At 60.7% G+C, this 23443-nt stretch carries 16 protein-coding genes and 1 tRNA gene; 5 read left to right on the forward strand and 12 right to left on the reverse strand.

Annotation, left to right across the window (positions count from 1 at the left end):
• The first annotated feature begins 5 nt into the window (after positions 1-5).
• The 5 genes from D0544_RS02430 (at position 6) to D0544_RS02450 (ending at position 8275) form a co-directional block, all read left to right on the forward strand.
• Positions 6-3167: an efflux RND transporter permease subunit gene (locus tag D0544_RS02430; protein ID WP_125014423.1), complete on the forward strand. Its 3162-nt coding sequence runs from the start codon at positions 6-8 to the stop codon at positions 3165-3167.
• Positions 3164-4594, forward strand: coding sequence for an efflux transporter outer membrane subunit (locus tag D0544_RS02435; protein ID WP_125014424.1), 1431 nt, complete (start codon positions 3164-3166; stop codon positions 4592-4594). The genes D0544_RS02430 and D0544_RS02435 overlap by 4 nt, the downstream gene beginning before the upstream one ends.
• A 128-nt stretch (positions 4595-4722) precedes the next feature.
• Positions 4723-6168 carry a circularly permuted type 2 ATP-grasp protein gene (locus tag D0544_RS02440; protein WP_125014425.1) on the forward strand — a complete coding sequence of 482 codons (1446 nt, stop codon included), beginning with the start codon at positions 4723-4725 and terminating at the stop codon, positions 6166-6168.
• Between the two features lie 14 nt (positions 6169-6182).
• Positions 6183-7211: an alpha-E domain-containing protein gene (locus tag D0544_RS02445; RefSeq protein WP_125014426.1), complete on the forward strand. Its 1029-nt coding sequence runs from the start codon at positions 6183-6185 to the stop codon at positions 7209-7211.
• Positions 7212-7252: 41 nt separating this feature from the next.
• Complete coding sequence (locus D0544_RS02450) at positions 7253-8275, forward strand: zinc-binding metallopeptidase family protein (RefSeq protein ID WP_125014427.1); 1023 nt, start codon at positions 7253-7255, stop codon at positions 8273-8275.
• Here D0544_RS02450 and D0544_RS02455 read toward each other — a convergent pair.
• The 12 genes from D0544_RS02455 to D0544_RS02510 form a co-directional block, all read right to left on the reverse strand.
• A complete protein-coding gene (locus tag D0544_RS02455) occupies positions 8217-8984 on the reverse strand; it encodes a proteasome-type protease (RefSeq protein WP_125014428.1) in 768 nt (255 codons plus the stop codon). The two genes, D0544_RS02450 and D0544_RS02455, sit on opposite strands and share 59 nt — an antisense overlap.
• A 180-nt stretch (positions 8985-9164) precedes the next feature.
• Entirely contained in the window at positions 9165-10688 is a 1524-nt protein-coding gene (gndA, locus tag D0544_RS02460; RefSeq protein WP_125014429.1) for an NADP-dependent phosphogluconate dehydrogenase, read from the reverse strand.
• Between the two features lie 138 nt (positions 10689-10826).
• Positions 10827-12071, reverse strand: coding sequence for a Y-family DNA polymerase (locus D0544_RS02465; protein WP_125014430.1), 1245 nt, complete (start codon positions 12069-12071; stop codon positions 10827-10829).
• A 2-nt stretch (positions 12072-12073) separates the two neighbouring features.
• Complete coding sequence (locus D0544_RS02470) at positions 12074-12502, reverse strand: LexA family protein (RefSeq protein WP_125014431.1); 429 nt, start codon at positions 12500-12502, stop codon at positions 12074-12076.
• Positions 12503-12566: 64 nt separating this feature from the next.
• Positions 12567-13550, reverse strand: coding sequence for a PA2778 family cysteine peptidase (locus tag D0544_RS02475; protein WP_164880799.1), 984 nt, complete (start codon positions 13548-13550; stop codon positions 12567-12569).
• Between the two features lie 41 nt (positions 13551-13591).
• On the reverse strand, positions 13592-13987 hold the full coding sequence (locus D0544_RS02480; protein WP_125014433.1) for a PA2779 family protein: 396 nt from the start codon (positions 13985-13987) through the stop codon (positions 13592-13594).
• Positions 13988-14269: 282 nt separating this feature from the next.
• A complete protein-coding gene (locus D0544_RS02485; protein ID WP_125014434.1) occupies positions 14270-14947 on the reverse strand; it encodes a cupin domain-containing protein in 678 nt (225 codons plus the stop codon).
• Positions 14948-15591: 644 nt separating this feature from the next.
• A tRNA-Met gene (locus D0544_RS02490) sits at positions 15592-15668 on the reverse strand.
• A gap of 56 nt (positions 15669-15724) precedes the next feature.
• Positions 15725-18463, reverse strand: coding sequence for a bifunctional diguanylate cyclase/phosphodiesterase (locus tag D0544_RS02495; RefSeq protein WP_164880800.1), 2739 nt, complete (start codon positions 18461-18463; stop codon positions 15725-15727).
• A 189-nt stretch (positions 18464-18652) separates the two neighbouring features.
• The gene (gene acs, locus D0544_RS02500; protein ID WP_125014436.1) at positions 18653-20605 is read right to left on the reverse strand and encodes an acetate--CoA ligase; all 1953 of its coding nucleotides are present in this window, start codon (positions 20603-20605) and stop codon (positions 18653-18655) included.
• Positions 20606-20903: 298 nt separating this feature from the next.
• Positions 20904-21530: a 3'-5' exonuclease gene (locus D0544_RS02505; protein ID WP_243647225.1), complete on the reverse strand. Its 627-nt coding sequence runs from the start codon at positions 21528-21530 to the stop codon at positions 20904-20906.
• A gap of 5 nt (positions 21531-21535) precedes the next feature.
• Positions 21536-23344, reverse strand: coding sequence for a putative nucleotidyltransferase substrate binding domain-containing protein (locus D0544_RS02510; RefSeq protein WP_125014437.1), 1809 nt, complete (start codon positions 23342-23344; stop codon positions 21536-21538).
• Positions 23345-23443 lie beyond the last annotated feature (99 nt).

Here is a 23443-nt window from a genome sequence, read left to right on the forward strand (position 1 = left end):
TCGCCATGGGACCCTCGTTCTTTATCGATCGACCGATCTTCTCGGCGGTTATCTCCATTGTGATTGTGCTGGGGGGGGCGGTTTCCATGAGCGCGACCCCGATCTCCCAGTTCCCCGAGATCGCTCCTCCCACGGTGACCGTCAGCGCCACCTACCCCGGCGCCTCGGCGGAGGTGGTGGCCAATACGGTGGCGGCACCGATCGAACAGGAGGTCAATGGGGTGGACAATATGATCTACATGTCCTCCACCAGTGCCTCCTCCGGGAATATGAGCCTGACGGTGACCTTCGAGCCGGGCACCGACCCCGATATTGCCCAGGTCAACACCCAGAACCGGGTCAACCAGGCCCTGGCCAAGCTACCCACCGTGGTGGCGGCCCAGGGCATTACCACCCAGAAGGTGTCGCAGTCGTTCATGATGGTGATCGCCTTCTCCACCCCCGGCGGGGAGATGGATGAGGTTGAGCTCAACAACTACGTCAACCTCCATGTCTGGGATGCGGTCAAACGGGTGCCGGGGGCCAACCTCTCCTCGGTTTATCCGCCGCCGGATGTGGCCATGCGGGTGTGGCTAAGGCCTGATCGCCTGGCGCAACTGGGGATTACCATTCCTGAGGTCAGTGATGCGGTCAGCGGCCAGAACCAGGCCTTCGGTATTGGCCAGATCGGACAGGAGCCCGCCCCTCCCGGGACGGTCCAGAATTTCCCCATTACCACCCAGGGGATGCTGGTCAAGCCCGAAGAGTTTGACCAGATCATCCTGCGGGCGAGTACCGCCGATGACTCGGCGATTGTCCGCCTGGGGGATGTGGGTCGCAGCGAGCTGGGCTCCAAGAGCTATAACCTGAAAAGCCAGATCAACGGCACGGAAGCCTCCTTCCTGGTGGTCTACCAGCAGCCCGGTTCCAACGCGATAGCGACCTCTGAGCGGGTGATGGCCCTGCTGGAGGAGCTCAAGCCGGGGTTCCCCGCCGGTCTCGAGTACTCCGTGGTCATGGATACCAGTAAATTTACCGCGGCCTCCATTGAAAAGGTGATCCACACCTTCTTCGAAGCGGTGGTGCTGGTGGTGCTGGTAGTGTTCCTGTTTCTGCAAAGTCTGCGCTCCACGGTGATTCCCATCATTGCGGTTCCGGTCGCTATTGTGGGCGCCTATTCGGGGATCTACCTGCTCGACTTCTCCACCAACATGCTCACCCTGTTCGGTATGATTCTGGCGATTGGCCTGGTGGTGGATGACGCCATCATCGTCGTGGAAGCGGTGGAGCACAAAATGGCCACCAAGGGGCTTTCGCCCAAGCAGGCCTCGAAGGAGGCGATGCAGGAGCTGACCGGAGCCCTGGTGGCTATCGTGCTGGTGCTCTCCTCGGTCTTTCTCCCGGTGGCCTTTTTGTCGGGCATGACGGGCACGCTCTACAAACAGTTTGCGGTCACCATTGCGATTGCCATGGTGTTGTCGGGGGTGGTGGCACTGACCCTCTCACCGGCCCTGTCGGCCATTATCCTGAAGCCTGCCCGGCATGAAAAACACGGCTTTTTCCTCTGGTTTGAACGTAGCTTTGAGCGTTTGACCGAAGGCTATTTGGTCGGGGTTCGCTGGCTGATCCGCCATCAGCTGATCGGGATGGCACTGTTTGCCGCTGTGGTGGTTGCCCTGGTGATGTTGTTTCGCATTATTCCCGGCAGCTTCGTTCCCGAGGAGGATCAGGGCTACCTGTTGGGAATCAGCATACAGCCGGATGCTGCCAGCCTGCAGCGGACGACGGCGGTTGGCGACAGCGTATCCGAGATTTTGCGCAAGGATCCTGCGGTATCCGGTGTTGGCCAGATGGACGGTTACAGCATCATCGACCAGCAGTTCCGTACCAATGCCGGAATGATGTTTGTACCCATGAAGGGGTTTGAGGAGCGCTCCGAACCGGGCCTCAGTACCTTCGATGTGTTGGGACGATCCCGCAGTACGCTGCAGTCCGTGGACGATGGCATCGCCTTTCTGGTGAACCCGCCCTCCATTCCCGGCCTGGGTTCCACCGGCGGGTTCGAGTTTTATATCCAGGATACCTCGGGTAAAGGGCCACTGGCCTTGCAGGAGGTGGTGAAACAGTATCTGGATGAGGCGAAGAAACGCGGGGAGCTGTCCAGTGTAAACAGCTCTTTTGTGGCCAGCGAACGTCAGCTCTACGTTGAACTGGACCGCTCGCGGGCCGAGTTGCTGCAGGTACCCGTTGAGTCGATCTACCAGACCTTGCAGGCCTATTTCGGCTCACTCTTTGTGTCCCAGTTCACCCAGAACGGGCGCGTGTGGCAGGTGATCCTGCAGGCCGAGCCTGAGTACCGCGATGACCCCGACGATTTCACCAACATCTACCTGCGCTCTACCACCGGGGAGCAGGTGCCACTGACCGCCGTAGCCACGCTGAGGTGGGCCTCCGGTCCCAATATACTGCCACGATTTAATGGCTTTACCGCCGCCAAGCTCACCGGCAGCGCCGCTGCGGGTTACAGCTCGGGACAGGCGATCGCTGCGATGGAGTCGGTGGCGGGTGAGGTGTTACCGGCGGGGTTCTCCTACGCCTGGTCAGGGCAGGCTTTCCAGGAAAAGCTGGCCGGCGGAACCTCGACCATCGCCTTTGTGTTCGGCCTCATTATGGTGTTTTTGATTCTTTCTGCTCAATATGAGATGTGGTCACTTCCTATCGGGGTCATGATGGCGGTGCCCTTTGCGATACTCGGGGCCCTGTTGATGACCTGGGGGAGGGGGCTGGAGAACGATGTCTATTTCCAGGTAGGCCTGGTGACTCTGGTGGGACTCTCCGCCAAGAATGCCATCCTCATCACCGAGTTTGCCCTTGAGAACTACCGCAAGGGCATGGAGCTGGCGGATGCCGCCGCCGAAGCCGCCCGCCTGCGCCTGCGGCCGATCGTGATGACCTCACTGGCCTTTATTCTGGGCTGTGTGCCCATGGCCATTGCCACCGGGCCGGGTGCCAACAGCCTGCACGCCATTGGTACCGGGGTAATCGGCGGAATGCTGGCCTCAACCCTGGTCTCTTCGTTTTTTGTACCCATGTTCTTCGTCATCGTGGAGACGCTGAGCAGTAAACTCAAAGGCTCCGCTGAGCAGCCGGCAACCGATGCGCCGCCGGCGCAGGAGGAGACGCCATGATCCCTCGTTATCCCCGCACCCTGTCGTTTTTGCTGCTTCTGTTGTTGGGGGGCTGTGTAGTCGGGCCTGACTACCAGCGTCCCGAAGTGGTACTACCTGAGCAGTGGCGGGTCAGCTTCGCCGATGCCAGCGAACTGTCCAACCTGCGCTGGTGGCAACAGCTCAACGATCCGGTACTGGACTCCCTGCTGGAAACGGCGTTACAGCAGAACCAGGATATTCGCCAGGCTGCGGCCCGGGTGGCCCAGTTCCAGGGGGTGCTGACCAGCACCCGCAGCGCCTTCTATCCGCAAACCGGCTACGATGCCGAGGCAAGCCGTAACCGGCTGTCGGAGCAGGCGCCCGGTTTTGTGGGGGGGGACCCCTACTACAACCTTTATCAGGCGGCTCTGGGGGCCAGCTGGCAACTGGACCTGTTCGGTCGGGTGCAGCGCCAGAGTGAGGCCGCCGCTGCCCAGGTCTATGCCTCTGAACAGGGGCGTCGAGGGGTATTGCTGTCTGTGGTGACCGGGGTTGCCGCGGGTTACGTCACCCTGCGCGGGCTGGATGAGCAGCGGGTGATCGCCCGTCGAACCGCCGAGCAGTACCGGGATACCCTGACCCTGTTCCAGCTGCGTCACCGCTATGGCACCGTCTCCCAGCTGGAGGTGTCCCAGATCGAATCCCAGTATCAACAGGCGCTGGCGGCGATTCCCCGTATCGAATCGCGGATTGCCCTGCAGGAGAACCTGCTGTCGGTGTTGCTGGGGCAGGATCCCGGGCCCATTGAACGCGGGCTCAGCCTGGCCGAGATGCCGCTCCCCAGGGTTCCCTCCGGGCTGCCTTCGACGCTTCTGACACGACGTCCCGACCTGCTGCAGGCCGAGTATGAGTTGATGGCCGCCAATGCGCAGGTGGGGGTAGCGGAATCGCTCTACTACCCGGATATCAGCCTGTCCGGCAGTATTGGCCAGGGCAGCAGCGAGCTCAATGATCTCCTCAACGGCAGCGCACGCCTGTGGGGGCTGGGTGCCAGCATTACCGGCCCCATCTTCACCTTTGGCCGCATTGAAGGGCAGGTGGCTTCCGCTGAAGCCGCGCGGGATGCCGCGGAGGCGCGCTATCGACAGACCCTTTTTGTGGCCCTGCAGGAGGTGAACGACGCCCTGACCCAGACCCAGAAAAACCAGCAGACTTACAGTGCGCTCGAGCGCAGGACCCGGGCCCTGCGCGAGTACGCGCGGTTGGCGATGATGCGTTTTGAAAGCGGCGCTGCCAGCTACCTGGAGGTGCTCTACGCCAACACCGAGCTGTTCCAGGCCGATCTCGACGGGGTGGCCGCCCAGGTTGACCAGTACCGCGCCCTGATCAGTGTTTACCAGTCCATGGGCGGCGGCTGGCTCGATGCCCTGGCCGAGCCCCAGTCCCCCCCGGGCTCGGCCCTTTAGGGGGTAACCATACGCTGGGTGGTGTCAGTCTATTGCGCTCACCGCCCACTCTTTCCTGTGCCTGGCCGGTCGCCGCCACCGATTATGTCTATACTGGATCGAACCTATCCAAAGGGGGGACCTGTTAGATGAATATTGATTGGGAGGGCTACGATCCCGGGCCGTTTTACGATGAACTGATCAGTGCACCGGGAAAAGCGCGTGGTCCTGCCGGGAAACTGGTGAGCTACCTACAGTCGCAGACGCTGGAGAAGCTGAAACGGCGACAACAGGCCGCCGAAGCCGCGATCAAGACGCTGGGGATTACCTTTACCGTATACAGTGATGGCGAAAACATCGACCGCGAATGGCCGTTCGACATCCTGCCGCGTGTGATTTCCGAAAAGGAGTGGCAAAAGACCGAGCAGGGTCTGGAGCAGCGCCTGCGGGCATTGAACTGCTTTATTGACGACGTTTACAACGAGCAGAAGATCTTCAAGGACAAGGTGATCCCCAGGGACCTGCTCAATAACTCGGCCAACTTCCGCCCCCAGTGTGTGGGCATGAAGCCGCTCTTTGGGGTGTGGGCCCACGTGTGTGGCACCGACCTGGTGCGTGATAATGATGGCCAGTTTTATGTGCTGGAAGATAACCTGCGGGTGCCCTCGGGTGTCTCCTACATGCTGGAAAACCGCAGTATCACAAAGCGGGCATTTCCGGAGCTGTTCAATGACCACCGCATACGGCCAGTGTCGGAATACCCTTCGAGGTTGTTCGACATGCTGGCCTCGCTATCACCGCGGCCACTGGATTACCCCGAAGTAGTGGTACTGACGCCGGGCATCTATAACTCGGCCTATTTCGAGCACTCTTACCTGGCCCAGCGTATGGGCGCGGAGCTGGTCGAGGGCAACGACCTGGTGGTGGGCGACGATGATTGTGTCTATATGCGTACCATCAACGGGCTGTCACGGGTGGATGTGATCTACCGTCGTATCGATGATATGTTCCTTGACCCACAGGCGTTCAACCCGGATTCGGTGCTGGGGGTGCCGGGGTTGATGCGGTCCTGGCTTAAAGGCAAGGTGGCGCTGGCCAATGCCCCGGGCGCCGGCGTCGCTGATGACAAGGTGGTCTACACCTACGTACCCAAGATGATTGAGTATTACCTGGGTGAGCAGCCGATCATCCCCAACGTGCCGAGCTACCTCTGTATGGACGATCAGCAACGGCAGTATGTGCTGGACAACCTCGACAAGCTGGTGGTCAAGCCGGCCAATGAGTCGGGCGGTTACGGCATGCTTATCGGCCCCCAGGCGACCAGGAAGGAGCTCGCCGCCTTTGCCGAGCGGATCAAGGCCGATCCGCGCAATTACATCGCACAGCCGCTGTTGGCGCTGTCGACCTCGCCGATCCTGACCAAAACCGGGGTGGAGCCCCGGCACCTGGACCTTCGCCCCTTCATCCTGCAAGCCAGGGACACCTACGTAACGGCGGGTGGATTGACGCGGGTGGCGCTGGTTAAGGGGTCCTATGTGGTCAACTCCTCTCAGGGTGGTGGTAGTAAAGATACCTGGATTGTTAAGGATCAGTAGACGAGGATAAGCTTATGTTATCGAGAGTTGCAGAACGCGTTTACTGGATGGGGCGTTACCTTGAGCGGGCCGAAAATACCGCCCGCATGATCAGCGTCTATTTTCATGTGCAGATGGATATTCCCAACGAAACCAGCCTCAGTTGGCACCATATGCTTGATATTGTCGGTACGGACATTAACCAGGTCCTTAGCCGAAAACCTGCCAGTCCCAAGGCTAAAAGTAGTGGGGAGCAGCAGGCCGGAGTATCGCTCGCGCAAGAAAAGGCGGTAATGAAATACCTGGTTTCCGATGCAAGGAGCCCCTCGTCCATTCTCAGCTTCTTGCAACAGGCGCGGGAGAACGCGCGAACGGCACGGGAGATCATTCCATCTGAGGCTTGGGAGCTGATTAACAATCTCTATCTCTATGCCAAGGAGCGCGCTCCCCGCTCGTTGTCGCGCTCGGCACGGCAAAAGTTTCTGCAGCATGTGATTGAGCGTACCCAGCAGTGCGCCGGGCTGCTGTCCGGTACCATGAGCGCAACGCCGGCCTATGACTTTATCTGTCTGGGACGTTCGCTGGAGCGGGCGGATATGACCTCACGTATTGTCGATGTCGGGGCACGAACGCTGTTTGAAAAGCAAAAAACCGAGAAAAAGATCCTCTCCCCCTATGTCAACGTGCTGTGGATGAGTGTGTTGCAGTCGCTCAGCGCCTACCAGATGTATCGCCAGCACATGATGAACCGCGTCAACGGTGAGTCTGTGGTGACCTTCCTGCTGCAGGACAGCCGTTTTCCGCGCTCCATGACCGCTTGCCTGGGCAGCCTCAAGACCTATCTGTCGAGCCTGCCGAATAATGAGGAGGCCCTACGCGCATTGGGGGCTGCGCAGCGACGCATTGACGCCATTGATGTCGCAGATTCGCTTGCGACGGCCAGCCTCTATGAGTCGATCGATCTGGTGCAGCTGGACCTGATCGGTATCCATAACGAGATTGCCAATGCCTGGTTTTTACCAAGCAGGGCCAGTGAGCCTGCTGAGCCGGAGGCTGTGACGTGAGCCGCCTGCCTCCTGCTGCGGCCGGCACAGGGTAAGGCCGGATGCGCTTTTTTAACTGCGACTGTGGCCAAACACTCTACTTTGACAATACGGGTTGCCTGGCCTGCGGGCAGGCGGCTGGCTTTGACCCTGAACAGTTGCAGCTGTTGAGCCTGACAGAAGAGGGCAACGGAAGCTGGCGCGCGGCGGATGGCAGGGCGTTTCGCTACTGCCAGAACCACGCCCACTTCGGGGTCTGTAACTGGCTGGTCGCGGCTGACTCTCCTGCTCTTTACTGCCGCTCCTGCGAGTTGAACCAAATCGTCCCCCAGGTGACCGAACCGGATCGGTGCAGTTCGTGGCATATATTGGAACAGGCCAAGCGGCGATTGATCTACAGTCTGCTGCAGCTAGGATTACCGGTGCAGCCGCGCTCTCGGTATGCGAACGGGCTGGCGTTCGCCTTTCTTGAAGACCAGCGGATCAATCCGCAGGTGCAGGAGGAGATTGTCAGCACCGGCCACGGCCACGGCCTGATTACGATCAATCTGGCCGAGGCGGACGATGTGATGCGCGAGACGATGCGGGTATCGATGGGAGAAAAGTACCGCACACTGCTGGGCCATTTTCGCCACGAGAGCGGACACTACTTTTTTGACCGGCTGGTGTCCGGCACGCCCTGGCACCAGGCGTTCAGGGAGCTGTTCGGTGATGATACACTCAACTACGCCGATGCACTGGCCCACTACTACAGCGGGTCTGTGCCCAGTGACCTTAGCGGCCAGTTCATCACGGACTACGCCCAGAGCCACCCGCTGGAAGACTGGGCCGAGTGCTGGGCGCATTACCTGCATATGATGGACGGGCTGGAAACGGCCCATGCGCTGGAATTGCTGGAACAGCCCCCGCTCGAGGTGCCCTTTGAAGAAAACCTGCGGCGCTGGCCCGAGCTGACCCGGATATTGAACCAGCTCAACCGCAGTCTGGGGTTAAAAGATGCCTACCCCTTCGTGCTGTCTGATCCGGTCATGAGGAAGCTTCACCTGATTCATCGGGTGATTGATCCCAGTTCTCCGACCACTTGATGGGAGGCAGGTTGCGGAAGGCCTCCTGCAGCAGGTGATCCCAGGATTTGTTCAGCTCCCGCAGGAAGGCACTGTCGGCCTGGAACTGGTAATGGCGGTTTAGCTTCAGGCTGCCCTTTTCATAGATCACCGTTTCGATCGGCGGACCCACTGTCAGGTTGCTGCGCATGGTCGAGTCCATGGAGACCAGCGCACAGAGCGCCGAGGTATCCAGGGATGTTTCCGGCGTCAAAATCCGGTCCAGAATCGGCTTGCCGTACTTGCTTTCACCGATCTGCAGGTAGGGCGTGGTGTCGGATGAGGTGATGTAGTTGCCCTGCGGGTAGATCATGATGATCGCGGGCGTTTTATCCCCGATCTGGCCACCAACGATAAAGCTGGCTTCGTGGTTGACAGTACTACCCTCAATATCGTGCTTTTTCTGCTGGGCAACGCTGATTTCGCCCAGATAATCCGCCGCTTCCTCCAGATCCGCCACATTCATCAGGTTGACCGGCTCATTGTTCTTGATATCGGCACGAACGCGCTTGATCACCCCCTGGGTGGTAGCCAGGTTGCCGGCGCTCATGATAACCAGCTGACGCTGGCCGTCGATGCCAAAGCGGTGCATCTTGCTGTAGGTGCTGATCTGGTCAACGCCGGCGTTGGTACGGGAATCAGAGGTAAAAATGATGCCATCGTTGACAGAGATGGCGACACAGTAAGTCATAACAGCTCAAACCCATGGTATTTTGCTGCATTAAACACCCTTTCCCCGGTTAAAGATAGAGCCCCCTCTACGGACCCACAAACATCATTGCGAGGACTATGGTTTCTCTCAGGCCTGGCCTCGGCTGCCGGGGCTGGCATGGGCATTCAGCCACCGCCAGGCTAAGGCGTTGATGATGGGTTAGTGTGTCAGGGGGCGGCCCGGCAGGCTCCATTCGCAGTGGTAGAGCGTGCCCTCGTCGCGGTCGATCCGCTCGAACCGGTGCGCACCGAAGAAGTCTCGCTGGGCCTGCAGCAGGTTGGCCGGTAACACCGCGGTGCGGTAAGCGTCGTAATAGCTGAGGGCTGAACCCAGGGCGGCGATTGGGATACCCGACAGGGCCGCGTGGGCGACCGCCTGGCGCCAGTTGTGCTGGCGGGCGGCGAGCTGTTTGGCAAAGTAGGGGGCCAGCAGCAGGTTTTGCAGGTCGGGATCGCAGGCGAAGGCCTCACGGATGGCGTGCAGAAAGCGGGCGCGGATAATACAGCCGGCACGCCAGATGCTGGCGATCGCGGCAAAGTTCAGGGTCCAGCCCTGTTCCCTGGCCGCGCATCTCATTAACTGGAAGCCCTGGGCGTAGACGCAGAGCTTGGCGCAGTAGAGCGCATCGTGGAGCGCCTCGATATGGGCGTGTTTCTGGTGGTCGGGAGGGGGCGCTGCCTGGGGGCCGGCGAGGACTCCGGAAGCGATCATCCGCTCCGGTTTCAGTGCCGACAGCGAGCGGGCGGCCACCGCCTCGGCGATGGAGGGGGCGGGGATGCCAAGCTGCAGGCTGCTGACGGCGGTCCACAGGCCGGTCCCCTTCTGGCCCGCCTTGTCGAGGATGATATCAACCAGCGGCAAGCCGCTGTCGGCGTCGGTGGTGGCCAGGATCTCGGCGCTGATCTCGATCAGGTAGCTGTTTAACACCCCCCGGTTCCACTGCGCAAACACCGCGGCGATGGCGGCCGGTTGCATCCCCAGCGCGTCGCGCATGATCTGGTAGGCCTCGCAGATCATCTGCATATCCGCGTACTCGATGCCGTTGTGCACCATCTTGACGTAGTGACCGGAGCCGCCGGGACCGATATAGGCCGCGCAGGGCTCGCCCCCCGTTACCGGCTTGCCCGGCACCCGGGATTCGATGGGCTGGCCGGATTCAGGGTCTACCTTGGCGGCGATTGCCTCCCAGATCGGCTGCAGGCGGGACCAGGCGGCGGGGCAGCCGCTGGGCATCAGGGAGGGGCCGAAGCGGGCACCCACCTCACCGCCGGAGACGGCGGTGCTGAAGAAGATAAAGTGGCTGCGGTAGTGCTGCTCGCGCGCCTGGGAGTCGCTCCAGAGGCTGTTGCCGGTATCGACGACGATATCCTCTGTGCCGATCCCGGCCGCGATCAGCCGCTGGCACACCTCATCCACCGGTTTACCGGCGGGGATCGACAGCAGGATGATGCGTGGAGTGGGCAGTTGAGCGAGCAGCTGGGGGTAGGTGCTGCAACCGTGCAGGCGGGTAGGCCGGTCGCCTCGCTCGGCCGCATCCTGGTCATGCAGGGCGTCAAGCCGGTTGGGGTCCCGGTCAAACACCGCTACCCGATAGCCATGGTCCGCGAGGTTCAGGGTCAGGCTTTTCCCCATCACCCCGGCACCGATCAAACCGATATCACAGCCTGCTGTCGCCTCATTCATCCCTGCCCCCGCGTGCTTTTTAGAAAATGGCGGATCGGCACGCGCCGTCCCATCCTCGCTACTCGTAAGACAATAGCACACCCGGCTTTTGTGAGGTTTGCTAATGAATGGGGGCCGGTGGCCGCTTCCCGGGCCAGACTATCGGCACTCTATAACGGGAATATCACTCCAGCGCGTGGTGTAAGCGGGGGATAGGCGGCGGCGAAGCATGGCCCAGTCACGCGGGGCCCACTGGTCGGCTAACCGCAGACTGTTGCTGCCGTATTTGTGGTTGATGCGGTCGATGACAGCGTTGAGGCGAGGGTTGGAGGAGGCGGTAAACAGATCGGCCTGGTGCTGGCTGGCGGGTACCAGGTCCAGCAGGCTGACGCTGGCCTTGGCATAGTCGTAACCGGGCCGGTAGAGGCGCCGGGTCAGTTGCCTGGCGTAGCGGCACAGAGTGGCACCCTCGTCGGTGCCACCGGCGATCGGCGTGGCCAGTCCCTGGCTGTAGGGAAAGGGGGCGAAGCGGCTGGTATTGATCCAGACCATCAGCCCCATGGCGATCGAACCCTGTTGGCGAAGCTTCTCTCCGGCGCGCCAGGCATGCTGGGCCACCGCCCGTTCTAACTCCTTCTGGCTGCGAATCTTGCGGCCAAAGGAGCGGCTGCTGACAATCTGCTGTTTGGGAGGGGGGGCCTCCTCCAGCGGCAGGCAGGAGAGGCCATTGAGCTCCCGTACCGTGCGCTCCAGGGTGACGCTGAATTGCTGTCGCACCACCTCGGGCGGCAGCGCCGCCAGATCCGCCCCCGTCACCACACCGAGCCCAGCCAGCTGTGAGGCCAACCGGCGGCCGATGCCCCAGACTGTGTTCACCGCGGTTCGCTGCAGCACCCAGTTCCACTTCTCGGGGGTATCCAGTACGCAGACGCCCTGCGCACGGGGCAAGCGTTTGGCAACCTGGTTGGCGAGCTTGGCCAGGGTCTTGGTCGGGGCGATGCCGACGCCCACCCCAACCCGCTGTTCGCGCCAGATACGCTTGCGGATACGGTGGCCAAAACCGCTGAGGTCGCCCAGGTTGGTGCAATCCAGGAACGCTTCGTCGATGGAGTAGATCTCCAGGTGCGGGGTTTCGGTGGCGAGGCTCTGCATGATACGCCGGCTGATGTCACCGTAGAGGCTGTAGTTGGAGCTGAACACCTCGACTCCGAACGCGTCCAGCTGCTTGCGGAGTTTGAAGTAGGGCTCCAGGTCGGGGATGGCCAACGCCTTGGCCTCACTGCTTCGGGCCACGATGCAGCCATCGTTGTTGGAGAGCACGACAATAGGCTTGCCCCGCAGGTCGGGACGAAAGATCGCCTCGCAGGAGGCGTAGCAGGCGTTAACATCGACCAGGGCCAACATGGCTAGGGGGCGCGCAGGTGATGGATGGCGTGGATCACCACCCCTTCAATGACCAGGTCTGCCTCCTCGGGCAGGGCGACGGGGGGGTAGGCGGGGTTGGCCGAACAGAGCTGGCGCTGGCGCAGGTCCAGGATCTTGCAGCACAGCTCGCCGTCAATGGCGGCGACCACCAGGTCGCCATGCAGGGGACGAAGGCTGCGATCCACCACCAGCAGGTCGCGGTCAAAGATCCCCCGGCCGTTGAGGGAGTCGCCATTGGCGCGGGCAAAATAGGTGGCCGCCGGGTGCTTGATCAGGTGCTCATTGAGGTCCAGCGGACGGTCAATATAGTCGTCAGCGGGCGACGGGAAGCCCGCAGCGACCCCGTGGGAGAGCAGCGGCAGAGAAAGCGTACTGGGGGCGGTGCAGGCTTTTGTGATGGCGATTTTCATACCGCATACTGTATATAAAAACAGTATCCGGGGGAAGGTTTTTAAGGAGGGTAGTGGCCTGGACTTACTCCAGCGGGCACTGGACCTGCGGGCAGTCGGACGCCGTCGATGGCAGCGGGAGCCGCTTGCGGAGCTCGGCCTCGCTCTCTTGTATGGCCGGATTGCCCGGTGCCTGTTTGACCGCACAGCCAATGGCGGCCAGGGCCTGGGAGCGGCACTCCAGTGCGACCAGGCTGTAAGCCAGGTTGTTCCAGCCGGCAGCGGCCGAGGGTTGCTGGCGCAGGTAGGCTGAAAAAAAGCGCTGTGAGGCCCGGTATTGGCCCAATGCGTAGGCGCTGTTGCCGGCACCGAAATAGGCGGTATCGGCATCGGGCCAGCGCTCGATGATCGACTGGTAAACCTGCAACGCCGCACGGCTCTCTCCCACCTGCTCCAGGTCATTGGCCGCCCGCAGGGTGGCCGTGCGCCGGGCGGTCGCGGGGAGCTGCCCGGCCGGTAGCGCCACCATCGCCCAGGAATCGGCGCGGCGCCAGATCTTTAAAAACAGTTCGAAGCCGATCTCATGGTTCAGCTCCTCGCCACTACGCAGGCTGATGGTCTGGCGGGGCAGGTCATACCCCACCACGACACTGAAGTGCCAGCGCGGCATCCAGTCGAAGGCAAGGTTTTGCAGGACCAGCACCGGGTGGCCGGCGTCCACCTCCATCAGCAGGTCGGATAACTCGGGCCGCAGTACATAGGTCAGCATGCCGTAGCGCCGAGCCCGCGCAATCATCTCGGTGGTGACTGCGCCCTCCTTGCCGGGAATATAGACCTTGCCCCGCAACGCCTCGGCGCTTATATCCACCCCCTGGGCCGCGAGCAGGGTCGCCAGGGAGGCGGGTCCGCACTGATCCTCGATCTGGGGAAAGTAGGGAATATTGTCCAGCTGGCGGTGCGGGGTGAGCGATGCGAGCCCGGTCGTATCGATGCTGTCCGGGCGACTGGCACAGCCCATCAGAAGGGCGATGGCGAGCAGTGCCGCCACCCGGGCAAGGGCCCCGGCCATCACCGTTCCCGTAACGGGGCAAGGCGGCCTGGGCATCGGGGTTAGTTGATACACCGCACGAAGGTAAAGAGGTCAGTGGCGCACAGCATATCGGTGACCACAAAGACAATGAAGATAACGAGCAGTACACCGATGATCCCCCCGGCCGGCTGCTGCTCCAGCTCTGCGTTAAGCTGCTGGATCTCATCGGGGGTCAGGCTTGAAATACGGTCGCTTAACTGCTCGCTATCGACCCCCAGGTCGGCCAGCTGCTGCTTCAGCTCATCGGAGGCCAGCGCCGCTTGCAGTTGCTGCTGGCTGTACTGCGCCCCTCCTGAATGGATGAGGTCCGTGGTAGGGATCATCTTCGCCTGGGCATGACCGGCCCCCAGGCTGATCACAAACAGCATGGAGATCATTAATGAGTGGATCAGTCGAGACTTTGCTAGTTGCTTCATCGCTACACTCCCCTGCTTGATAAGGATTCTAAGGTTACAAATGAGCGCTTATTTAGCACTCCCCGGCCGCGGGCTGCCGGGCATAGTTAACATTTAAGCCATACCGCGCGGCGAATCGTATCAGGCACACTACCTTGCCAACGGCACGGTAGCGCTCTGCGCGGATAACGATGGGTCATAACTAAGGCTAGTTCAAAAGTGTGTAAATCGATAATTTTGTGAACTGGATGCCATCGAAAGCGGTAACCGATTTTTTGTTAAGGGTGAAGATGTTTAAAGCGGTTAAAGGTGACCTACCTTCACATAGATAAGCGCCCCTTCATCCATCGTGTAGGGTTTATGTTCACTTAGGTGGGGGCTGCGAATCCAGGTGCCAGCGGGATAGGTGCCATGTTCGTCGTAGAACGTGCCCTCCAGTACCAGAATCTCTTCGCCCCCCCAGTGTTTGTGGGCATTAAACCGGGTATTGGGTGCCCAGCGCACCAAGGCAACCTGTTCCTGGTCAAACCCATGCAGCGGCATGACGCTCAACCCCTCCACCAGTCCTGGGCGCCAGGGCTCACTGAGCGTATCGATCGAAAACTGTCGTTGGTCGCTTTTGTCGAACTGATGCAGTTTAACGAAGATGGTGGCTCCCGCCTCACCGATCCGAGGGCTGTGCGCGGTACCGATGGGGTTGCGGACATAGGTTCCGGCCGGGTATTGGCCATGCTCATCGGCGAACACTCCCTCCAGCACCAGAAACTCCTCGCCGCCATCGTGGGCGTGAGGAGAGAACGTGCTGTTGGGAGCATAACGTACGATAGAGGTTGCACGAGCCACCTCGCCCCCGATGCGGTCCAGCTTCATTCTCTCGACCCCCGGCATCGGAGAGGGCACCCAGCGGTACTCCTCGGGACGTATGACAACGCGCTGCTGAAAGTCGGCGTTATAACGGGATTCCGTGTTGAGGCTGTCCATATTGCACCTATCGATAGCGTATCAACCGTCGGTTGATTGAGTTGAGGTGAGTGGTGGCGCGCGAAGCGTCACGATATCCGACTTTATGACCTCAGCCGCCTTATTGGCAAGGCCGGGATGATCGCAGGTGCCTTCTGGATTCACAATAAGGGGGGAGGAGTCCGGTTCGAACGGACGACCTTCGCCGGTCTATAGGAGAGCTGAGCCCGACCCGCTTTCCTTGCAGGCAACAAAAAAGGCCTACCTTTCGGTAAGCCTTTTTCGTCGTTACTGGGTAGCGGGGGCCCGGTTCGAACGGACGACCTTCGCCGGTCTATAGGAGAGATGAGCCCGACCCGCTTTCCGTGCAGGCAACAAAAAAGGCCTACCTTTCGGTAAGCCTTTTTCGTCGTTACTGGGTAGCGGGGGCCCGGTTCGAACGGACGACCTTCGCCGGTCTATAGGAGAGCTGAGCCCGACCCGCTTTCCTTGCAGGCAACAAAAAAGGCCTACCTTTCGGTAAGCCTTTTTCGTCGTTACTGGGTAGCGGGGGCCCGGTTCGAACGGACGACCTTCGCCGGTCTATAGGAGAGCTGAGCCCGACCCGCTTTCCTTGCAGGCAACAAAAAAGGCCTACCTTTCGGTAAGCCTTTTTCGTCGTTATTTGGTAGCGGGGGCCAGATTCGAACTGACGACCTTCGGGTTATGAGCCCGACGAGCTACCAGGCTGCTCCACCCCGCATCAACGTGCTGCGCATTGTAGGGATCGGAGGGGGGAGTGTCAACGCATTGCCCGGGTTATTGGGAAAATAGTTTGTTGTTGGCCTGCCGGTTGAGGGCGGGCAGCTGCTGGACGAGCAGTTCGAAGGTGAGCGGTTTGCTGTAGAAGTAGCCCTGGGCGTAGCTGCACAGTTGCTGGCGCAGGAAGTCCTGCTGCTCGGCGGTTTCCACCCCCTCGGCCACGACCCGCAGGTTGAGGCGGTGGGCCATGGCGATGACGGCGGCGGTGATCTCCATGTCGCCGCTGTTGTAGGGGATATCCTGTACGAAGGAGCGGTCGACCTTGATCAGGTCGATCGGGAACTGGCGCAGGTAGGCGAGGGAGGAGTAGCCGGTGCCGAAATCGTCGATCGACAGGGTAACGCCGATGCGTTTGAGCTGGTTCATCTGCTCGATCGCCTGGTCGACCTTGTCCATCAGCATGCTTTCGGTGATCTCGAACTCCAGCTGGGTGGGGTCGATGCCCGACTCGCAGATCGCCATCTTGATGGTTTCGATCAGGCTGGGCTCGCGGAACTGGCGCGCGGAAAGGTTGACCGCAATGTTGAGGTGGCCGTAGCCCTCCTCGGTCAGGCGCACAATGTAGTCACAGCAGGTGCGGATGATCCAGTTGCCGATCTCGATGATCTGCCCTGTATCCTCGGCGATGGGGATAAAGTGGTCCGGCGGGATCATGCCCCGCTCCGGGTGGTTCCAGCGCAGCAGGGCCTCCATCCCGCAGATGGTCCCATCGGCCAGGTCAACCTTGGGCTGCAGGTTCAGGTAGAGTTCTTCATTGGCCATGGCGTTGCGCAGTTCGTTTTCGAGGAACAGGCGCAGCTGCGCCTCCTCGTTCATGGTCTCGGTAAAGAACTGGAGGGTGTTTTTGCCCTGGGCCTTGGCCTTGTACATCGCCAGGTCGGCGTGGCGCATGATGCTGTTGATGTCGCTGCCATCGCCGGGGGCGAGGGTAATACCCAGACTGGCCGACACCATGATCTGGTGGTCGTCGATGTAAAACGGTTTGCTGATGATGGTAAGGATATTCTTGGCGACGGCACCGGCATCAGAGGGCTTCTCCACCTCGTGCAGGAGGATGGTGAACTCGTCCCCACCGATGCGGGCCACGCCATCGCTGGTGCGGACGCAGGCCTTGATGCGGGTAGCGACCTGGATCAGCAGCTGATCCCCGGTGCGGTGGCCGAGGCTGTCGTTAATGCGCTTGAAGTTGTCGATATCGAGGAACAACAGGGCGATCTGTGAACCGCTGCGCTCGCAGTTGAGCAGCGCCTGCTGCAGCTTCTCCTGAAACAGCTGGCGGTTTTCCAGGCCGGTCAGGGGGTCGCTGAAGGCGAGTTTCTCGATATGGGCCTGGGCATCCTTCTGGCCCGTGGTATCCAGGTACACCCCCATGAACTGGCACAGCTGTTTGCGCTCATCGAGCACGGGGGTGAGGGTCATATGGGCCCAATAGAGGTTGCCCTGTTTGCTGCGGGCACGCACCTCGCCCTGCCAGAGCGCCTGTTGCTCGAACAGGCTCTCCCTGATCTGGCTGTCGAGGCTCTGTTGCACAAGCTGCAGGCGCTCCAGCAAGGGTTGCCCGATCAGCTCGTCGGCCTGGAAGCCGGTGATGTTGGAGAACGCGTGGTTGACGTAGACGAACTCGCCGTTGCGGTTCAGCATCATCACCCCACTGTTACTCTGCTCGACGGCGTTACGGAAGGCGCGCAGCTCGTCCAGTAGCCCCTGTTTCTGCTGATTCATGATCTGCAGCTCCAGGAAGTCGGCGACCGAAGCGAGGAAAAAACGCTCGTCGCTGTGCCAGGTACGGCGACGGTTATCGCAATCGGCGATCAACACGCCACAGATGGTCTGGTTGGAGCCGGTCAGGGGAGCGAAGATCAGCCGGTTGTCAGCGGCGGAGGGCAGGGTCTCCTGCAGCTCGTTCACCACCTCGGGGTGGTCCCCCTGGTGCAGGATCAGGATGCGCTGCTGGCGAAGGAACTCGAGCAGCTGCGGGTGGCTGTCGGGGCGGATGGTTGCCGGGGGGCTGAAGGCGTCGGTGGCGGTGTCGTAGAGCAGGTCTGAGACCGCTGCGTTATCCTCAAACATCCAGATACCGAGGCGGTCGGTACGCAGGATACGGCAGCAGAGGTGGCAGATCTCCTTGAGAAGCTGGTGGAAGTCGTAGCGCTTGCTCGATGCCATATCCACCAGGCGGCTGAGGGTTTGTTGCTGGCCCTGAATGCGCTGGAGTTCGGTGGAGCGAGCCTCCTGCAGCTCGATCTGGGTGAGCAGGGCCCGTTTCAGCTCCTGGTTGGCCAGTTGCAGCTTGGAGGCGCTCAGTTTGAGCTCTCCCTGCAGCTGCGAATGCTGGGTGCGAAGCTGCTCCTCCCGGTTGACGCGGTCGCTGATGTCGAGCCAGAGCCCTTCGATCATCTGGGCGTTGTCAGGCGCACGCTGGCCCCGATCCTGTATCCAGCGGATGGAGCCATCCTTGTGGCGAATCGAGTACTCGATGGAGAACCGGTTTTGCTCCCTGAGCTGGCGCTCGATCTGCTGCTGCAGCTCCTGCTGGCGCGAAAGCGGGATGACGGAGAGTAGCTGGGCGCTGTCATCCGCTCCCCGGGGCCGGTAGCCACAGAGTGCCTGCAGGCCATCGTTGAGCCACTCGGGTTGCCAGGGGGGAGTGATGTTTCGGCGATAGATCACGCCCGGCAGCAGGTTGAGCCCACTGTCACTGAAACTGGGGGTAGCGCGATCACGGCTTAGGGTCATTCCCGGCGATATCTCCTTAGGGGGTACTGGGCACGGCATCCTGCCGTGCCCAGGCATTGAGTTTATATCAGTTTAGTCGCCGTCGATGGCGGACTGGATGTTGGCATCATATAACTTTTGAGACCTAAAAAAAAACCCAGCCAAATGGCTGGGTATAAGAGTTACGATTACTTAGAGGTCAGTTCTTATTCAGGCGCGGCGGTTGGCCCGATCGGCGATCAGGTTGTCCACCACGGAGGGGTCGGCAAGGGTGGAGGTGTCTCCCAGGTTTTCGCACTCGTCAGCGGCGATCTTGCGCAGGATACGACGCATGATCTTGCCGGAGCGGGTCTTGGGCAGTCCGGGAGCCCACTGGATGATATCCGGTGTGGCGATGGGGCCGATTTCACGGCGTACCCACTGGCGCAGCTCCTTTTTCAGCTCTTCACTGTCATCGATTCCGGCGTTGAGGGTGACGTAGACGTAAATCCCCTGACCCTTGATGTCGTGCGGGTAACCCACCACGGCGGCCTCGGCTACGTGCTCATGGGCCACCATCGCGCTTTCGATCTCGGCAGTCCCCATGCGGTGCCCGGAAACGTTGAGCACGTCGTCCACCCGGCCGGTGATCCAGTAGTAGCCATCCTCGTCGCGACGGGCGCCGTCGCCGGTGGTGTACATCCCCTTGAAGGTGGTGAAGTAGGTCTGCACAAAACGCTCGTGGTCGCCATAGACGGTACGGGACTGGCCAGGCCAGCTGTCGAGGATCACCAGATTGCCCTCGGTGGCTCCCTCGATGATGTTGCCCATGTTATCGACCAGTGCCGGTAGCACGCCGAAGAAGGGACGGGTGGCGGAGCCCGGCTTGAGGGCGGTGGCCCCCGGCAACGGGGTGATCATGATGCCGCCGGTCTCGGTCTGCCACCAGGTGTCCACGATCGGGCAGCGCTCATCGCCGATGGTTTTGTAATACCACTCCCAGGCTTCCGGGTTGATCGGCTCACCCACGCTGCCCAGCAGCTTGAGGCTGGAGCGGTTGGTGCCGGCGATGGGGGCGTTGCCCTCGGCCATCAGGGCCCGTATAGCGGTGGGGGCGGTGTAGAGGATATTGACCTGGTGCTTGTCGACGATCTGGCTCATGCGGCTGCTGTCGGGCCAGTTGGGCAGCCCTTCGCACATCAGGGTGGTACCGCCGTTGGCCAGCGGGCCATAGATCAGGTAGGTGTGGCCAGTGATCCAGCCGACATCGGCGGTACACCAGTAAACATCCCCATCCTTGTAATCAAACACGTACTGGTGGGTCATGGAGGCGTACACCAGGTAGCCGCCGCTGGTGTGTACCACCCCTTTGGGGGTTCCGGTGGAGCCGGAGGTGTAGAGGATAAAGAGTGGGTCCTCGGCGTTCATCTCTTCGGCGGGGCAGTGGGGAGAGGCAAGCTGGGTGAGCTCGTGCCACCACACATCGCGATGTGAGTGCCACTCGACATCTCCTCCGGTGCGCTGGAAGACGATCACCTTTTCGACGGTCTTGACCGCCGGGTTGGTGAGCGCTTCATCGACATTTTTCTTCAGGGCTACCCGGCGACCACCGCGCACCCCCTCGTCGGCGGTGATCACCAGTTTGGAGTTGCAGTCGATAATGCGACCGGCGATGGCGTCGGGGGAGAAACCACCAAACACCACCGAGTGGATAGCACCGATACGGGCGCAGGCGAGCATCGCTACCGCCGCCTCGACCACCATCGGCATGTAGATGGTGACCACGTCACCCTTGCGGATGCCCTGGCTCTTGAGGGCGTTGGCAAAGCGGCACACCTGTTCGTGCAGTTCGCGGTAGCTGACCTGCTTGTCATCGGCCGGGTCGTCCCCCTCCCAGATGATGGCGGTCTGGTCACCACGGGTGTCGAGGTGACGGTCGAGACAGTTAGCGGCAACATTGAGGGTGCCATCCTTGAACCAGCTGATCTCCACGCGATGGTAATCGAAGGAGACATCCTTGACGCGGGTGAAGGGCTTGATCCAGTCGACCCGCTGGCCGTGCTCACGCCAGAACCCCTCGGGGTTGACCACCGACTGCTGGTACATCTCGCGGTAGGTGGTTTCATCGGCCCAGGCCTGCTGGGCGATGTCGGCCCTGACGGGGTAGCTGTTGTTGTCGCTCATCGTGCGTACCTTTTGCTGTAATTGATTCGTGTTATTTGTAGTGCGGAGAGAGAAACCCGCCCCCTGGCCGGGGGTTCAGGGTTCCTCCCAACGGCACCTTTATCGGGGGGCAATTCAAGCTGGTGCTATTTTGGACAGCCCCCCTTCGGGCAACCATTAGACATTGGTATATCGGCGAGTCGGGTCAGTCGAGGGCGCTGAAACCCCCGTTCCAGAGCGCTTCTAAGGCACCTGTCTTTTTGTCTTGCAATACCGGTTAAGGGGGCGAAGTGAGGGGGAGGCAGAGCGCTATCGGCCGTCAAACGCTCGGTGGCGGGCCGTATTTCAGGCGCACATACATGAGGGCGGTGGTGAGGGCGTCGCCATAAGCGGTATGGCGCTCCGTGACCGGCAGCTTGAGCTGGCTGGCAATGGTTTCAAAGCGCGCGTCCACCTCCATATCGGGGTGCTGGCGCCGCACCTTTTTCAGGTAATAATGGCTCAGCTCGATACTGCGGTTGGGGAGGCTGAAGCCCAGCAGCTCCTTGTAGTGGCGATTAAGGACGCCGATATCGAAGCTGATGTAGTAACCGAGGATCGGCCGGTTACCAATAAAGTGGAGCAGGTCCCGCAGGGCCTGCTCGGTGTCCATCTGGCCCTGCAGGTCGATGGTTCTTAATTTGTGAATCAGTATCGCTTCCGGGTCCATCTCCTTGGGGGCGTTGAGCTTGACGTCAAACCGGCGGCTGGTGAGGATCTCGTTGCCCCTCACCGGCACCGCACCGATCGACAGTATATGGGCCGTCTTGGGGTCGAGGTTGGTGGTTTCCATATCGAGGGAGATGTATTCGTCCCCCTCGTAGCGCTCAAACAGGTAGCTGAATTCGCTGTTGCGAAAGCGGTAGCTGTTGATGTGGCGTAGCACGGAGCTGTTAAACATGCTCATGATGTTCAAGGGTTCTCCAGATGGAAGTGCACTTCCAGGTACTGCTTGAACTTCTTCACCACGTGCAGGGCATGACGCAGCAGGTCGCGCTGGCTGCGGGAGTGGGTCCCGAGATCGAGCAGCTGCGCATCGGGTTGCTGGTCTCCGCTTCGCTGCTGTTCAAGCTGTAGCTGCAGGAACAACTGCAGGGCTTCGGCCAGGTTACCGGCCAGCCCCTTGTCGAGCACGCCGTTGTGGGCCAGCTCATCGATGCGCTCGAAAGTGTTGCTCAGCGGCAGCCGCTGCTCCATCGCCAGCGCACGAACCCCCTGTACAATCGGGAACACCCCTCCGCGGTTCAGGTCCAGGCTGTGCCAGGAGAGTTTGAGCTGGCCAAAAAAGGTGAGGGGAGTATGGAACTGCAGTGCCGGGCGGGTGAAGTTGCGAACAAACAGGTGGTCGGAGGAGATCTGCCGCAGTTGCCGCTGCTGGAAATCATGGGACAGCCCCAGCTTGCCGGCCACTCCGTGGACATCAAACACGGTGGCAATCTTCTGGATATTCTCGCTGGAGGGGTCGAGGATCCAGCGATTGCTCTGGTCCAGCCACTGCTTCAATGGCTTTGCCCACATCGGGTTGCCGACGCAGACTTCCCCCTTGCTCGGGGTGTAGCCCAGGCTGACCAGCTCGGCGTGCATCGCCTGCATGGTGGGCTGGCAGGCCTCCCACGCATAGTTGTCTTCGATAATCAGGCCATAATCGAGGGGACCTTTAAGGATCTGCTCGTTGCGCCCGGCGCTGCCCATGAACACCAGGCAGCAGTGCTGTTGCACCTCGGTGGGGACATGGCGATCGAATACCTTGCTGACCACCTGCTCGTGCAGTGTCGATAGCAGCTTGCTGATAAAGCGGCTCTTGATGCCGTTGGTCATCAGGCGCTCGATCAGCTCATCGAGACTTTCCACGGCTCGTTTCAGGTCGGCTGCATCGTTGGCACGGGCAATACGCAGTGCCAGAATGTGAGAGTGTGTCGATAGCAGGCTGAGGATGTGGGTCAGGGTCAGCACCCCGAGCACCTTATCCGGGGTGAGGCTGTCGTACACCACTACCCGCTCGATCTTGTGGCGGGTCATCAGCAGCATGGCATCGAAGAGAAAATCCCCGGTCTGCACCGAGATCAGCTCGTAGTGGGCGAGGCTGGCGACCGGGGTGTCGACCGACATCCGCTCCAGCACAGAAGCGTGCAGCAGGTCGGTGCCGGTGAGCATGCCGTAGCCGCGGTCACTCTTGATCAGCGCACAGTCGGTGTGGGTCTGTTTCATCTGCAGGGTGACTTCGGCGATGGTCGCATCGGCGTCCACGATCTGCAGGGGCAATATGTTGTCGGGCTCAATCTTGTTGAGGATAAACTCGGAGAGGTTCTGTTGTCCCTCCTGCTTCATCAGCTGCTGCTTGTCCACCAGGTCGGTCTGGAAGTAGCGGCGGAAGCGGGTGTTCTGCGAACTCAGCTGGTCAAAGGTAGTACGGGGGAGCTGGTAGCAGATGGTCTCTTCCAGGCAGACATATTCGTGCTTGCTGGTGCCCGAAAAAAGCGAGCGGATATCGAACATGTCGTCGTGGGTATAGTGGGCGTAGATATCCTCGTGATCGGTGCCGTTACGCTCCTCGACCACCCCCTTGTGGATAATATGCAGCCCCTTGGTGGGCTGCTGGGCCTGAACGATGATATCGCCATCGGCGTGGTAGCTGAGATCAAGGTTGTTGATCACCAACTGGCGCTCACTCTCGCTCAGGGTGTCGAAGGGGGGGTTGTTAAAATTGAAACTGCCGGGCATCGCTTTTACCTAAAGGTCAGAGTGTCGCCGCAGGACTTGATCACTCCTGTCTTATCGTTCTTGTTAGCCCTCGAATTTATGCCAGCAGGGGGGCAAACT

Origin of the sequence: Aestuariirhabdus litorea (assembly GCF_003864255.1) — a bacterium.
In the GTDB taxonomy this organism is placed as follows: Bacteria; Pseudomonadota; Gammaproteobacteria; order Pseudomonadales; family Aestuariirhabdaceae; genus Aestuariirhabdus; species Aestuariirhabdus litorea.